The 13,676-nt window shown below is 35.4% G+C and carries 11 protein-coding genes; all 11 read left to right on the plus strand.

The features are described 5' to 3' along the window. Window positions 1-38: 38 nt before the first annotated feature. The 11 genes from nuoG to proS all read left to right on the plus strand — a co-directional run bounded on the left by nuoG (window position 39) and on the right by proS (window position 13,668). On the plus strand, window positions 39-2,108 hold the full coding sequence (gene nuoG, locus T420_RS0102670; protein ID WP_013545042.1) for an NADH-quinone oxidoreductase subunit NuoG: 2,070 nt from the start codon (window positions 39-41) through the stop codon (window positions 2,106-2,108). Between the two features lie 24 nt (window positions 2,109-2,132). Continuing rightward, the gene (gene nuoH, locus T420_RS0102675; protein ID WP_013545043.1) at window positions 2,133-3,179 is read left to right on the plus strand and encodes an NADH-quinone oxidoreductase subunit NuoH; all 1,047 of its coding nucleotides are present in this window, start codon (window positions 2,133-2,135) and stop codon (window positions 3,177-3,179) included. A gap of 13 nt (window positions 3,180-3,192) precedes the next feature. After that, the gene (nuoI, locus tag T420_RS0102680) at window positions 3,193-3,684 is read left to right on the plus strand and encodes an NADH-quinone oxidoreductase subunit NuoI (RefSeq protein WP_013545044.1); all 492 of its coding nucleotides are present in this window, start codon (window positions 3,193-3,195) and stop codon (window positions 3,682-3,684) included. Window positions 3,685-3,781: 97 nt separating this feature from the next. Further along, window positions 3,782-4,402 carry an NADH-quinone oxidoreductase subunit J gene (locus T420_RS0102685; RefSeq protein ID WP_013545045.1) on the plus strand — a complete coding sequence of 207 codons (621 nt, stop codon included), beginning with the start codon at window positions 3,782-3,784 and terminating at the stop codon, window positions 4,400-4,402. Between the two features lie 13 nt (window positions 4,403-4,415). Then, window positions 4,416-4,724, plus strand: coding sequence for an NADH-quinone oxidoreductase subunit NuoK (gene nuoK, locus T420_RS0102690; protein WP_013545046.1), 309 nt, complete (start codon window positions 4,416-4,418; stop codon window positions 4,722-4,724). Between the two features lie 8 nt (window positions 4,725-4,732). Beyond that, window positions 4,733-6,697: an NADH-quinone oxidoreductase subunit L gene (gene nuoL / locus T420_RS0102695; protein WP_013545047.1), complete on the plus strand. Its 1,965-nt coding sequence runs from the start codon at window positions 4,733-4,735 to the stop codon at window positions 6,695-6,697. Continuing rightward, the gene (locus T420_RS0102700) at window positions 6,697-8,166 is read left to right on the plus strand and encodes an NADH-quinone oxidoreductase subunit M (RefSeq protein ID WP_013545048.1); all 1,470 of its coding nucleotides are present in this window, start codon (window positions 6,697-6,699) and stop codon (window positions 8,164-8,166) included. Before nuoL ends, T420_RS0102700 begins: the two co-directional genes overlap by 1 nt. 17 nt (window positions 8,167-8,183) lie before the next feature. Then, entirely contained in the window at window positions 8,184-9,638 is a 1,455-nt protein-coding gene (nuoN, locus tag T420_RS0102705; RefSeq protein WP_013545049.1) for an NADH-quinone oxidoreductase subunit NuoN, read from the plus strand. Beyond that, the gene (locus T420_RS0102710; protein ID WP_026501116.1) at window positions 9,639-10,448 is read left to right on the plus strand and encodes a biotin--[acetyl-CoA-carboxylase] ligase; all 810 of its coding nucleotides are present in this window, start codon (window positions 9,639-9,641) and stop codon (window positions 10,446-10,448) included. Window positions 10,449-10,500: 52 nt separating this feature from the next. After that, the gene (locus T420_RS0102715; protein ID WP_013545051.1) at window positions 10,501-12,177 is read left to right on the plus strand and encodes a ribonuclease J; all 1,677 of its coding nucleotides are present in this window, start codon (window positions 10,501-10,503) and stop codon (window positions 12,175-12,177) included. A 162-nt stretch (window positions 12,178-12,339) separates the two neighbouring features. Next, window positions 12,340-13,668 (plus strand): proline--tRNA ligase, encoded by a 1,329-nt coding sequence (gene proS / locus T420_RS0102720; protein WP_013545052.1) that lies wholly within the window; start codon window positions 12,340-12,342, stop codon window positions 13,666-13,668. The last annotated feature ends 8 nt before the right edge of the window (window positions 13,669-13,676 follow it).

Genomic DNA, 13,676 nt, shown 5'->3' on the forward strand with positions numbered 1-13,676 from the left:
ATACAATTTAAATAGGTTATTCGCGAGCTGGATTGGTGATGATAAGTATTAAAGTTGATGGTAAAGAAATTGAAGTTCCTGACTACTACACATTGCTTCAAGCCGCTGAAGCTGCAGGTGCTGAGGTGCCACGTTTTTGTTTCCATGAAGCTCTATCAATTGCTGGAAATTGTCGTATGTGTTTGGTTGAGATCAAAGGTGGGCCTCCAAAACCACAGGCTTCTTGTGCTATGGGAGTTCGTGATTTACGATCAGGACCAAATGGTGAATTACCTGAAATATTTATTAACACGGAGATGGTCAAAAAAGCCCGTGAAGGCGTTATGGAATTTCTCCTCATTAACCATCCATTAGATTGTCCCGTATGTGATCAAGGTGGTGAATGTGATCTTCAAGATCAAGCAATGTTTTATGGACGTAATTTTTCTCGTTATACAGAAGATAAACGTGCTGTTGAAGATAAATATATTGGACCACTTGTAAAAACTGTTATGACACGATGCATTCATTGTACACGTTGTGTTCGTTTTACAACAGAGATTGCAGGTGTTTCGGATCTTGGCTTAATTGGCCGTGGTGAAGATGCTGAAATTACGACATATCTTGAAAAAGCTATAACATCCGAATTGCAGGGCAATATTATTGATCTTTGTCCAGTAGGTGCTTTAACTTCAAGGCCTTATGCATTTCGTGCTCGTCCATGGGAATTGGTTAAAACAGAGTCGATTGACGTAATGGATGCTCTTGGTAGTGCTATTCGCATTGACAGCCGAGGGCGTGAAGTTATGCGAATTGTGCCACGCATTAACAAAGATGTAAATGAAGAATGGATTTCTGATAAGACACGTTTTATTTGGGATGGATTACGCACTCAACGACTTGATAAACCTTATGTTCGAAAAGATGGAAAACTTCAGCCTGTAAGTTGGTCAGAGGCTTTTGAAAAAATTAAAATAGTTGTATCTGAGACTTCAGCAAAAAAAATTGGAGCAATTGCTGGAGATCTTGCATCTGTTGAAGAAATGTATGCACTTAAATCATTATTGCTTTCATTAGGTTCAAAGTTATTTGATTGTCGTCAAAGGGGTATGGTTTTATCCCCTGAACTAGGACGTTCGAGTTATATTTTTAATCCCACTATTGCAGGCATCGAATGTGCTGATGCATTGTTAATTGTAGGATCTAATCCACGTGCTGAAGCTGCTGTTTTAAATGCACGTATTTTAAAACGTCAACGAGTAGGAAGAATTCCAATTGCGTTAATCGGAGAGCAGGTCGATTTGCGCTATCCATATTCTTATCTTGGAGCTGGTACTGATGCCTTAAATATGCTTATCAGTGGAGAGAATATATTTTTTGATGTATTGAAAAAAGCTGAGAAGCCGCTTATTCTTATTGGGGAAGGTGCTATTTCAGGCAAGGAAGGTTTATCTATTTTAAAAAATCTTGCAAAATTAGCTGATCTTGTTGGTGCTCTTAGTGAAGAATGGAATGGATTTGGTATTCTTCATAATGCTGCATCAGCTGTTGGAGGACTAGATATTGGTTTCACTTCTAAATTGGGAACTAAAAATATTGTTAAAACCTGTGAGGTTTTATTTTTACTTGGTGCTGATGAAGTAGAATTAACCAATAACAAATCCTTTATCATTTATATTGGTAGCCATGGTGACAATGGTGCGCATGCTGCTGATGTGATTTTACCAGCATCTGCTTATACTGAAAAATCAGGGCTTTATGTTAATACAGAAGGTCGTGTTCAAATGACAAATCGAGCTGGTTTTGCTCCAGGTGAAGCAAAAGAAGATTGGGCTATTTTACGCGCTTTATCTGATGTTTTAAATAAAAAGCTTCCTTTTGATTCATTATCTCAATTGAGACAAAATTTATTTAATGATTTTCCACATCTTTGTGCTATTGATGATATAACACCTTCATATATAAGTGATCTTAAAGCTCTGGGTTCACAAATGATTGTTCTGAATCCACAAAAATTTACTTCTATGATTAAAGACTTTTATTTGACAAATCCAATAGCACGTGCTTCTGCAGTTATGGCAGAATGTTCGTCTCTTGCGAAAAGTCACACTACAGAGATTATGAAGTAAGGACAGAGAGGAAAAGGAACAATTATGTACGATTTCTTTATAATCTGGCTATTGCCATTATTGATTATAGTGGGCAAAACGCTTCTCCTTTTAGTTGTTCTTTTGGTTTTGATTGCTTATTTGCTTTATGCGGATAGGAAAATTTGGGCAGCTGTACAGTTACGACGTGGACCGAATGTCGTTGGTCCATGGGGCTTATTGCAGTCTTTTGCAGATTTAATTAAATTTGCTGTTAAGGAGCCTATTATCCCTGCAGGTGCTAACAAAGGTGTTTTTCTTCTTGCTCCGTTTGTTTCAGCAGCACTTGCATTATCAACATGGGCAGTTGTTCCGGTTAATGAAGGTTGGGAAATTGCAAGTATTAATGTTGGTTTATTATATATACTGGCTATTTCATCTCTTGAAGTTTATGGTGTTATTATGGGAGGATGGGCATCAAATTCAAAATATCCTTTTTTAGGAGCTCTTCGTTCAGCAGCACAAATGGTTTCTTATGAAGTTTCAATTGGTCTTGTTCTTGTTACAATTGTTTTAGTAAGTGGTTCATTAGATCTTACAACAATTGTTCTTGAACAAAATAAAGGTTTTGGAAAGAGTATTGGTTTACCATTCAGCAGTTTTCTTGATTGGAATTGGTTAATTCTTTTTCCAATGTTTATTATATTTTTTATTTCTGCACTGGCAGAAACAAACCGTCCCCCATTTGATTTGGTTGAAGCAGAATCTGAGCTTGTTGCTGGGCACATGGTTGAATATTCTTCAACCCCTTATATGCTTTTTTTTCTTGGAGAATATGTTGCTATCGTTTTAATGTGTGCATTGACAACTATTCTGTTCTTAGGTGGTTGGTTGCCTCCTTTTGATGTTTGGTGGCTTAATTGGGTTCCTGGTGTGATTTGGTTTGTTCTGAAAGTTTGCTTTGTATTTTTTGGATTTGCTATGGTTAAAGCATTTGTACCCCGTTATCGCTATGATCAGTTAATGCGTCTTGGTTGGAAAGTATTTCTTCCTATTTCATTGGCAATGGTTGTAATGACCGCTTCTGTTTTGCAATATACTGGTTTAGTTTAAGAGGAAATTTTATATGTCAAGTCTTATTCAAGCAGCAAAATCACTCCTTCTATTGGAATTCGTGAGTGCCTTTTTTCTGGCAATGCGTCAATTTTTTGCTCCAAAACCTACAATTAATTATCCCTATGAAAAAGGTTTTGTTTCTGCACGTTTTCGTGGTGAGCACGCTTTGCGTCGTTATCCGAATGGAGAAGAACGGTGTATTGCATGTAAATTATGTGAAGCAATTTGTCCTGCACAGGCTATTACAATTGAAGCAGGACCTCGGCGTAATGATGGCACACGTAGAACTATTCGTTATGATATTGACATGGTTAAATGTATCTATTGTGGTTTTTGTCAAGAAGCTTGTCCAGTTGATGCTATTGTGGAAGGACCTAATTTTGAATTTGCAACAGAAATGCGTGAAGAACTTTATTATGATAAAGAAAAACTTTTAAACAATGGAGATCGTTGGGAACGAGAAATTGCTCGTAATATATTAATAGATGCACCTTATCGTTAGGTGTATTATTAAATGGAGAAGTCGGATAATGTATCCGATAAGTGGTAATCTGGTATGAATTCTCATACCAATTGTTTAATTAATTGAGGGGAAGCCCATGCTAACAGGTCTAGCGGTGGCATTTTTCTATATTTTTGCTTTCATCATGCTTATAAGCGCGGTCATTGTTGTTTCTGCGCGTAATCCTGTTCATTCAGTATTATTTTTAATATTGGCATTTTTTAATGCTGCAGCTTTATTTTTACTCGCAGGAGCGGAATTTTTAGGACTTATCCTATTAGTTGTCTATGTTGGTGCTGTAGCAGTTTTATTCTTATTTGTAGTTATGATGCTTGATGTTGATTTCGCTGAATTGAAAAGCGGTGCACTAAAGTATGCTCCCATTGGTGCTTTTATTGGTGTTATTATCGCCATAGAGCTTATTTTTGTTTTTATTAATAACCGTTTTTCTCCAATTTCAGAAATTCATGTTACACAACCAACATCAGATTCAACACAGCGGACAAATACACAAGCACTAGGAGATATTCTTTATACAGATTATGTCTTCTATTTCGAAATTTCAGGGTTGATTTTATTGGTTGCGATGATTGGTGCTATTATTCTCACACTTCGTCACAGATCAGGTGTTAAACGACAGTCGGTTGCAGTTCAAGTTGCTAGAACAGCAGAAAATGCAATTGAAATAAAAAAAGTTGAATCAGGTAAAGGTATTTAGTGGAAAGATTATTATGTACATTGATATTGCTCATTATCTCACTGTTTCTGCATTGACATTTACAATTGGTATTCTTGGTATCTTTCTAAATAGAAAAAATGTGATTGTTATTCTTATGTCAATTGAGCTTATATTACTCTCAGTCAATCTCAATTTTGTTGCGTTTTCAGCTTTTCTTCATGATTTAGTTGGGCAGGTATTTTCTTTGTTTATTTTAACAGTAGCTGCTGCTGAAGCAGCAATTGGTTTAGCAATTCTTGTTGTTTTTTTTCGTAACCGCGGTTCTATTGCGGTTGAAGATGTTAATGTGATGAAGGGCTGATAAGTGTGATGTATTATATAATCGTCTTTCTTCCGCTTTTAGGCTTTTTAATTGCCGCAATAGGTGGAAAAACTTTAGCTCCTCGTGCCAGTGAGCTTATAACATCTAGCTTTATGGTAATTGTTGCTGGATTATCATGGATAGTTTTTTTGAGTATTATTTTTGGTAATGATTCAACAGTCGATATACCATTATTGCAATGGATAACTATTGGTAAACTAGCATTCAATTGGTCTTTGCATATTGATACATTGACAGCTGTCATGCTTGTTGTAGTAAATAGTGTTTCAGCATTAGTTCATATTTATTCAATTGGGTATATGCATCATGATCCTTCAAGACCTCGTTTTTTTGCTTATCTCTCTTTGTTTACATTTATGATGCTTATGTTGGTGACAGCTAATAATTTAATTCAAATGTTTTTTGGATGGGAAGGTGTTGGGCTCGTATCTTATTTGCTGATTGGTTTTTGGTTTCAGCGAGCTTCTGCTAATAAAGCAGCAATGAAAGCTTTTGTGGTTAATCGTGTTGGAGATTTTGGTTTTCTTTTAGGAATTTTTAATATTTTTGTTTTGTTTCAGTCAGTTAATTTTGTAGATATTTTTACAAAAGCTGCAGACAATAATTTTATAAAAGGTATGACTTTTTTAGAAGGCTATTTTGGTGGACAAACAGTAATTACTATTACATGCCTTCTTTTATTTGTCGGTGCTATGGGTAAATCAGCACAATTTCTTTTACACACATGGCTTCCTGATGCAATGGAGGGACCAACTCCAGTATCTGCTCTCATTCATGCAGCAACAATGGTAACAGCTGGTGTTTTTATGATTGCACGTATGTCACCAATTTTTGAACTTTCTCCGAATGCTTTAACAGTCATCATTATCATTGGGGCAACAACAGCATTTTTTGCTGCAACTGTGGGACTTGTACAAAATGATATCAAGCGCGTCATTGCTTATTCTACTTGTTCACAGCTTGGTTACATGTTTGTTGGGTTAGGAGTTGGGGCTTATGGAGCAGCTATTTTCCATCTCTTCACGCATGCTTTTTTTAAAGCCTTATTATTTCTTGGTGCGGGTTCTGTAATTCATGCTGTATCTGATGAGCAAGATATGCGAAAAATGGGTGGATTATATAAACATATAAAAACAACTTATTGGATGATGTTTATAGGAACCATTGCATTAACAGGTTTTGGAATTCCTGGAACTCTTTTTGGTGCTGCAGGCTTTTTTTCAAAAGATGCTATTATAGAATCTGCTTTTGCATCGCATAATATTGCTTCAGAATATGCTTTTTGGCTTCTTGTTGTATCTGCTTTATTAACGAGTTTTTACTCTTGGCGGCTTGTATTTATGACATTTCATGGTAAGACGCGAGCAACTGTTGATGTTATGCATCATGTGCATGAATCGGCTTCGGTTATGTTGGTTCCATTATTTGTTTTATCTATTGGAGCATTGTTTTCTGGTGTAATTTTCCAACCTTACTTTTTGGGTGACTTTTATGATTCTTTTTGGAAAGGTGCATTATTTACAGGAAGTCACAATCATATTCTTCATGAATTACACAATGTACCCAATTGGGTAAAGTGGTCACCATTTACAGCGATGATCCTTGGGTCCATTTTAGCTTATTTATTTTATATTTTAGTTCCTTCAATTCCTAAAAAAATTGCTGAATTTTTGCCTATATTATACCGATTTCTTTATAACAAATGGTATTTTGATGAAATTTATAATGTTTTGTTTGTTCGTTCTGCTTTGGGAATTGGTAACTTTTTTTGGAAAGTGGGTGACAATAAGATTATTGATGGTTTAGGTCCAAATGGTATTGCAGCACGTATTATTGATATCACTAATAAAGTTGTTCGAATACAAACAGGTTATCTTTATCATTATGCATTTACAATGCTGATTGGTGTAGCAGCACTGATTACATGGATGATGATCGGGAGCTTGAACTAATGACAGACTGGCCTATTCTTTCTACTGTTACATTTTTGCCACTTGTTGGTGTATTTCTGATTTTATTAATCAAGGACGATAGTGAAGAAGCAAAATGCAATATACGCAATGTGGCATTTTTTACGGCTATGTTTGTTTTTGTTATTTCTTTAGTTATTTGGGCAGGTTTTGATAATACAAACTCTGATTTTCAAATGGTTGAAAAATTCCATTGGTTAGGTGGTGATATTAGTTACCATATGGGTATTGATGGTATTTCTGTACTTTTTGTTGTTCTTTCAGCTTTTCTGTTACCTTTCTGTATTTTAGCAAGTTGGAACACTATTCAAGATAGATTAAAAGATTACATGATTGCTTTTCTTCTTCTAGAAGTCGCAATTATTGGAGTTTTTTGTGCTCTTGACGCGATCTTATTTTATATCTTTTTTGAAGGTAGCCTTATTCCAATGTTTATTATTATAGGTGTTTGGGGTGGAGCGCGTCGTGTTTACGCAAGTATGAAATTTTTCTTATATACTTTGCTTGGTTCAGTACTTATGCTGGTTGCCATTATGGCTATGTATTGGGAAGCAGGTACACTTGATATACCAACTTTGTTGACCCACCAGTTTACTACACATATGCAGATATGGTTATGGCTTGCATTTTTTGCTTCTTTTGCAGTTAAAATGCCAATGTGGCCAGTTCACACATGGTTACCTGATGCTCATGTAGAAGCACCAACAGCAGGCTCTGTTATTTTAGCTGGTATATTACTTAAATTGGGTGGTTATGGCTTTATTCGTTTTTCGTTACCAATGTTTCCTATTGCTTCAGCTGATTTTGCTCCTTTAGTTTTCACGTTATCGCTTATTTCAATTATTTATACATCGTTAGTTGCGCTTGTTCAAAATGACATAAAGAAACTTATCGCTTATTCATCAGTAGCGCATATGGGATACGTAATGATGGGCATTTTTTCTGCTAATGAACAAGGTATTCAAGGTGCTATTTATCAGATGCTATCGCATGGAATTATTTCAGCAGCTTTATTTCTCTGTGTTGGAGTGATTTATAATCGTCTGCATACGCGTGAAATTTCGGCATTTGGCGGTTTAGTAAATAACATGCCCAAATATGCTGTTGTCTTCTTGATTTTTACTATGGCAAATATTGGTTTACCTGGAAGTTCTGGATTTATAGGTGAATTTTTAACCCTAATAGGTGTTTTCCAAATTAATAAATTTATTGCTGTTTTTGCTACAACTGGTGTTGTTTTATCAGCGGCTTATGCACTTTATCTTTATCGGCGTATCATTTTTGGTTCTTTAGATAAAGAAAATTTGAAAGTTCTTCTTGATTTATCACCAAGAGAAAAATTCACCCTTTATCCAATGGTTATTCTTACAATATTTTTTGGTGTCTATCCAACACCGATTTTTAAAACAACAACGTCTGCAGTAAAAGCCTTGATCAACCAGCTGCACTAAATAAAAGATGAACGCTCATGCAAACTGAAATAATAGCTCAATTAGTGTTAATTTTTCCTGAGATTTTAATTGCATTGGGAGCGATATCACTGCTTTTAATCGGTGTTTATTCCGGTGTGCACTCATATTTAACTGTTACGGGGTTAACAATCGCTCTTCTTATTGCAACTATTGTTATCATGATAGTCTTTCCGAAAAGTGGTATTTTTTGCATAGATGCACTCATTATTGATTCTTTTAGCCGTTATATGAAAATCTTAACGCTTATCGGTGCATTATTTGCTCTTATTATGTCTGTTTCTTTTACCTGTACTCAAAAATTTGATATATTTGAGTTTCCAGTATTGGTTCTATTTGCAACCCTTGGCATGATGTTCATGATTTCAGCAGGTAATATGTTATCTCTTTATATGGGCTTAGAGCTACAATCTTTGTCTTTGTATGTTTTAGCTGCAATTAATCGCAATAATATTAAATCCTCTGAAGCTGGATTAAAATATTTTGTTCTAGGTGCATTATCTTCAGGATTACTTCTTTATGGTATTTCATTGCTTTATGGTTTTACCGGTCAAATTGGCTTCCATGAAATTGCATTAGCTTTAAAAGGTGAAACCTTACAGTTAGGCATTATTTTTGGAATTGTCTTTATTTTAGCTGGTTTGGCGTTCAAAATTTCTGCTGTTCCATTTCACATGTGGACTCCTGATGTCTACGAAGGTGCGCCAACACCTATTACAGCGTTTTTCGCTGGTGCTCCTAAAATTGCTGCAATGGCATTAACTATTCGTATAATTGTTGTTGCCTTTATTCCACTTAATAATTCTGATGATCTTATGCCTGCGTGGCAGCAAATTGTAATATTTATAGCGATTGCATCAATGATATTGGGTGCATTTGCTGCAATTGGTCAAAGTAATATTAAGCGTCTAATGGCTTATTCGTCGATTAGTCATATGGGGTATGCGCTTGTTGGGTTAGCTGCTGGAAATATGGTTGGGGTAAAAGGTGTTATCATTTATATGACTATTTATCTTGGTACGATACTTGGTTCATTTGCTTTTATTCTTGGCATGCGATCGCATGACGGAAATGTTGAAAATATTTATGATCTTGCAGGATTGGCAAAAAGCAATCCATTTATGGCTATTATTATGACAATCCAGCTTTTTTCTTTAGCAAGTATACCACCTATGGCAGGTTTTTTTGGTAAATGGTATACATTCTCTGCGGCTGTTCATGCAGGTCTTACTCCACTTGCTGTCGTTGGTGTATTGGCTTCTGTGGTTGGTGCTTTTTATTATTTACGTCTCATCAAAATCATGTGGTTTGATGATGCAAAATCTAGCTTTATTTCTTTATCGGGTGAACTTAAGTTTTGTCTTAGTCTTTCTGCATTGTTTATTTTATTTTACGTATTTTTTGGAATTTGGTTTTCTAAATTAGCAGAACAAGCAGCTGCAGCATTGTTTTAGTTGAACATGGTTTATGTGTTATCAGATTTTGCACAAAAACAAGGATATGATATTGAAGCATATGAAAGTGTTGACTCAACAAATCTTGTTGCACAGCAAAAAGCACATGCTGGTCATCATGGTTATCTTTGGATTGTTGCGAATGAGCAAACACAGGGAAGAGCCAGAAGAGGGAGAATATGGAGTAGTCCAAAAGGAAACCTTTATTCTAGCCTTTTATTAATTGACGATATTATTCACCAGACTGCTGCTCAACTTAGTTTTGTTGCTGGAGTGAGTATGGTAGAGGCTATAAAACAATTTATAAAAAATGAAAAACAAATTAATAACCTTGTTAGTTTGAAATGGCCGAACGATATTTTGCTTAAAGGAGCTAAAAGCTGTGGGATTTTGCTTGAGCTTTTTAAATTAACTTCACAAAAATATGCATTGGTTATTGGTATTGGTATGAATGTAGAACACCATTATGAAGATGCACCATATCCAACTTCAAGTATAAAAAATATTGGTTTGAATGTTGATAGAAAACAATTATTTACGGTTCTAACACAATATTTTGCTGAAAATTATCTTCTTTGGAAACAATCGAATGGATGTGACATAATTAGTAAAAAATGGCTTTTATATTGTTCTCATGTTGGGCAACATATTAAAGTAATCAACGATAAAAGGATCATTGAAGGTACTTTTGATGGTCTTGATTGTAATTTTAACTGTATTGTAAAACAAACAAATGGTCAGCAAACAATCATAACATCTGGAGATGTTCATTTTGGTTTAGGTTTTTCTGCTAATGCCGGTTGTAATTGACTTATAAAGTTTTATTTCAGCATGAGTTATCTTAATGATTTAGGAGACATCTATGACTGCTGCTAAAAAGAATGAATTGGTTTTTCTACCTTTAGGAGGAGTCGGAGAAATAGGAATGAATCTAGCTGCCTATGGATTTGGTCCTAAAGATTGTCGTGAATGGTTACTTGTTGATATGGGGGTTAGTTTTGCAGGTCCTGAATTACCTGGAGTAGATCTTATTTTGCCGGATATTCGTTTTTTAGAAAATGAAAGACATAATATATGTGGCCTTATTTTAACCCACGCTCATGAAGATCATTATGGTGCTGTTCTTGATTTATGGCCAAAGCTTAAAATTCCACTTTATTGCACTCGTTTTACAGCTGGATTGTTAGAGAGTAAAAGGCAATCAGATTCTGAACTTCATGAAATTCCAGTCAATATTTTTCAATCTGGCGATTGCTTTCAGGTTGGATCGTTTTCAATTGAAGCGATTGCTGTTAATCATTCAATTCCAGAAGCTGTTTCTTTAGCCATTACAACATCTTTAGGAAATGTCATTCACACTGGAGATTGGAAAATTGATCATACACCTTCACTTGGAGCTGTAACAAATGAAAAACGGTTTCGCGCTTTAGGAGATAAAGGTGTATTAGCCTTACTATGTGATTCAACTAATGCACTTCAAGATGGTATGTCGCCATCAGAAAAACAAGTTCAGGAAAGTCTTTCTGAAATTATTTTGCAAGCTAAAGGTCGAGTTGCTATTGCAACTTTTGCCTCTAATATTGGGCGTATACGCTCAATTGTTCTTGCTGCTATATCTGTTGGACGTCAAGTTCTATTAGTAGGGCGTTCTTTAAAGCGTAGTGTTATGGTAGCGCAAGAGCTTGGTTATATGGATGGTTTAGCACCATTTATAACAGAAGAAGATTATGGCCATACTCTGAGAAAAGATATTGTTTTGGTGGTAACTGGTAGTCAAGGTGAACCACGTGCTGCATTAGCAAAACTCTCGCGAAATGAAATAAAAAATATTGTTCTCTCTCCTGGTGATACAGTTATTTATTCGTCACGTAATATTCCAGGCAATGAAAAAGCTATTATTGATATACAAAATCGTTTTATTGATCAGGGTATTAATGTTATCACGAATCGTGATGCTCTCGTTCATGTTTCAGGCCATCCCCGTCGTTCAGAACTTTTGCAAATGTATGATTGGACAAAACCACAGATACTTGTTCCTGTACATGGTGAAGCAGTACATCTTACAGCTCAGTCAACTTTAGCACATCAAGTTGGCATAAAGACAGTCGCTAGGATTAAAAATGGTGACATATTTCGTCTTGCACCAGAACCAGCAGAAGTTACCGATCAAGTCCTTGTTGGTCGTATCTATAAAGATGGTTTTCTTCTTGGTGATGAAGACGAATTAGGTATTCGTGAACGTTGCAAACTAAGTTATGTTGGTCATGTTGCTGTTTCTCTTCATATGAATAGTAAGCATGATTTAATTGATGATATTGGACTTATCACATGTGGTCTCCCTAAAAGTAATGGGGCAGGGGAATTATTAGAAGATATTCTTTTAAATGTTATCGAAAATGCCATTAATGGTATTCCACGTATTAAGAGAAAAGATAATGAACTTGTCCGGAAAGCAGCAAGGCGTGCAGTAAGAGCATCTGTTAACAAGATTTGGGGGAAAAAGCCTATCTGTGTAGTTTTTTTACATCAATTAAAATAAAAAAGTATTTTAATATTCACTTATTATTTTTAATAAAAAGATAGAACATAATATTTTCAATATTATTATCGTCATATTTGCAAGCTTTCAGAATGTAGCTATAAATATAATTTTTAAAATTGCTGCACTTTGATAAGTTTAATTAGGAGTTGATAAATTTTAATGCGTCTTTCTCAATATTTTCTTCCTATTTTAAAAGAAAATCCTAAAGAAGCAGAAGTTGTTTCACATCGATTTATGTTGCGCGCTGGTATGGTGCGTCAACAAACATCAGGAATTTATTCTTGGTTACCATTAGGCAAAAAAGTTCTTGACAAGATTTGCAAGATTATTCGTGAAGAGCAAGAACGAGCTGGTGCTGTAGAAATATTGATGCCAACGATTCAATCTGCCGATCTTTGGCGTGAAAGTGGCCGTTATAATGATTATGGTCTTGAAATGTTGCGCATTAAAGACCGTCAAGACCGTGATTTACTCTATGGTCCAACCAATGAAGAGATGATAACAGATATTTTCCGTTCATATGTTCGTTCTTATAAAGATCTTCCACTTAATCTTTATCATATTCAATGGAAATTTCGTGATGAAATTCGTCCACGTTTTGGTGTAATGCGCGCACGCGAATTTTTGATGAAAGATGCTTATTCTTTTGATCTTGATTATGCGAGTGCAAAAACATCCTATAATCGTATGTTTGTTGCTTATTTACGTACCTTTTCTCGCATTGGCTTGAAAGCAATTCCTGTGCGTGCTGATACAGGTCCAATTGGTGGTGAACTTAGTCATGAATTTATCATTTTAGCTGAAACAGGTGAAAGTTCTATATTTTGTGACAAACGATTTCTTGAATTTACTGTTCCACCTATTTCAATTGATTTTACTGATAAGGATATTTTGGCTGACATTGTTAGGCAGTGGACATCTTTATACGCTGCAACGGAAGAAATGCACAATGAAGAGGAGTGGAGTAAAGTTTCTACCAATAATAAGCTTGCGGCGCGCGGTATTGAGGTAGGACATATTTTTCATTTTGGTACTAAATATTCTGCTCCAATGGGAGCAAAAGTTATGGGGCAAGATGGAAAAGAGCACTTGATCTCTATGGGATCTTATGGAATTGGACCTTCGCGTCTTGTGGCAGCGATCATTGAATCTTCTCATGATGAACATGGTATTATTTGGCCAAAGCCAATTACACCATTTGATTGTGGTATCATTAATATGAAACCAGATGATGAAAAATGTAGCTATATGTGTGAAACTCTTTATCAGCGACTTATACATGGCGGTTTTGATCCATTGTTAGATGACACGAATGAGCGTCCTGGATCAAAATTTGCAACAATGGATTTGATTGGTCTTCCAATACAAATGATTATTGGTCCTAAAAGTGCTGCACAAAATGAAGTTGAAATTAAAGACCGAAAAACAGATGCTAGAGAAATTTTAACGGTTGAAGCTGCACTCAACCGATTCTCTATAATGTGTTAGGCAATATT

It is taken from the genome of Bartonella clarridgeiae ATCC 51734 (assembly GCF_000518185.1).
Classification (GTDB): Bacteria; Pseudomonadota; Alphaproteobacteria; order Rhizobiales; family Rhizobiaceae; genus Bartonella; species Bartonella clarridgeiae.

Excerpts from the sequence above, each read along its gene's own strand:
- nuoG (WP_013545042.1), top strand. The coding sequence starts at position 39 with ATGATAAGTATTAAAGTTGATGGTAAAGAAATTGAAGTTCCTGACTAC.
- nuoH (WP_013545043.1), top strand. The coding sequence starts at position 2,133 with ATGTACGATTTCTTTATAATCTGGCTATTGCCATTATTGATTATAGTG.
- nuoI (WP_013545044.1), top strand. The coding sequence starts at position 3,193 with ATGTCAAGTCTTATTCAAGCAGCAAAATCACTCCTTCTATTGGAATTC.
- T420_RS0102685 (WP_013545045.1), top strand. The coding sequence starts at position 3,782 with ATGCTAACAGGTCTAGCGGTGGCATTTTTCTATATTTTTGCTTTCATC.
- nuoK (WP_013545046.1), top strand. The coding sequence starts at position 4,416 with ATGTACATTGATATTGCTCATTATCTCACTGTTTCTGCATTGACATTT.
- nuoL (WP_013545047.1), top strand. The coding sequence starts at position 4,733 with ATGTATTATATAATCGTCTTTCTTCCGCTTTTAGGCTTTTTAATTGCC.
- T420_RS0102700 (WP_013545048.1), top strand. The coding sequence starts at position 6,697 with ATGACAGACTGGCCTATTCTTTCTACTGTTACATTTTTGCCACTTGTT.
- nuoN (WP_013545049.1), top strand. The coding sequence starts at position 8,184 with ATGCAAACTGAAATAATAGCTCAATTAGTGTTAATTTTTCCTGAGATT.
- T420_RS0102715 (WP_013545051.1), top strand. The coding sequence starts at position 10,501 with ATGACTGCTGCTAAAAAGAATGAATTGGTTTTTCTACCTTTAGGAGGA.
- proS (WP_013545052.1), top strand. The coding sequence starts at position 12,340 with ATGCGTCTTTCTCAATATTTTCTTCCTATTTTAAAAGAAAATCCTAAA.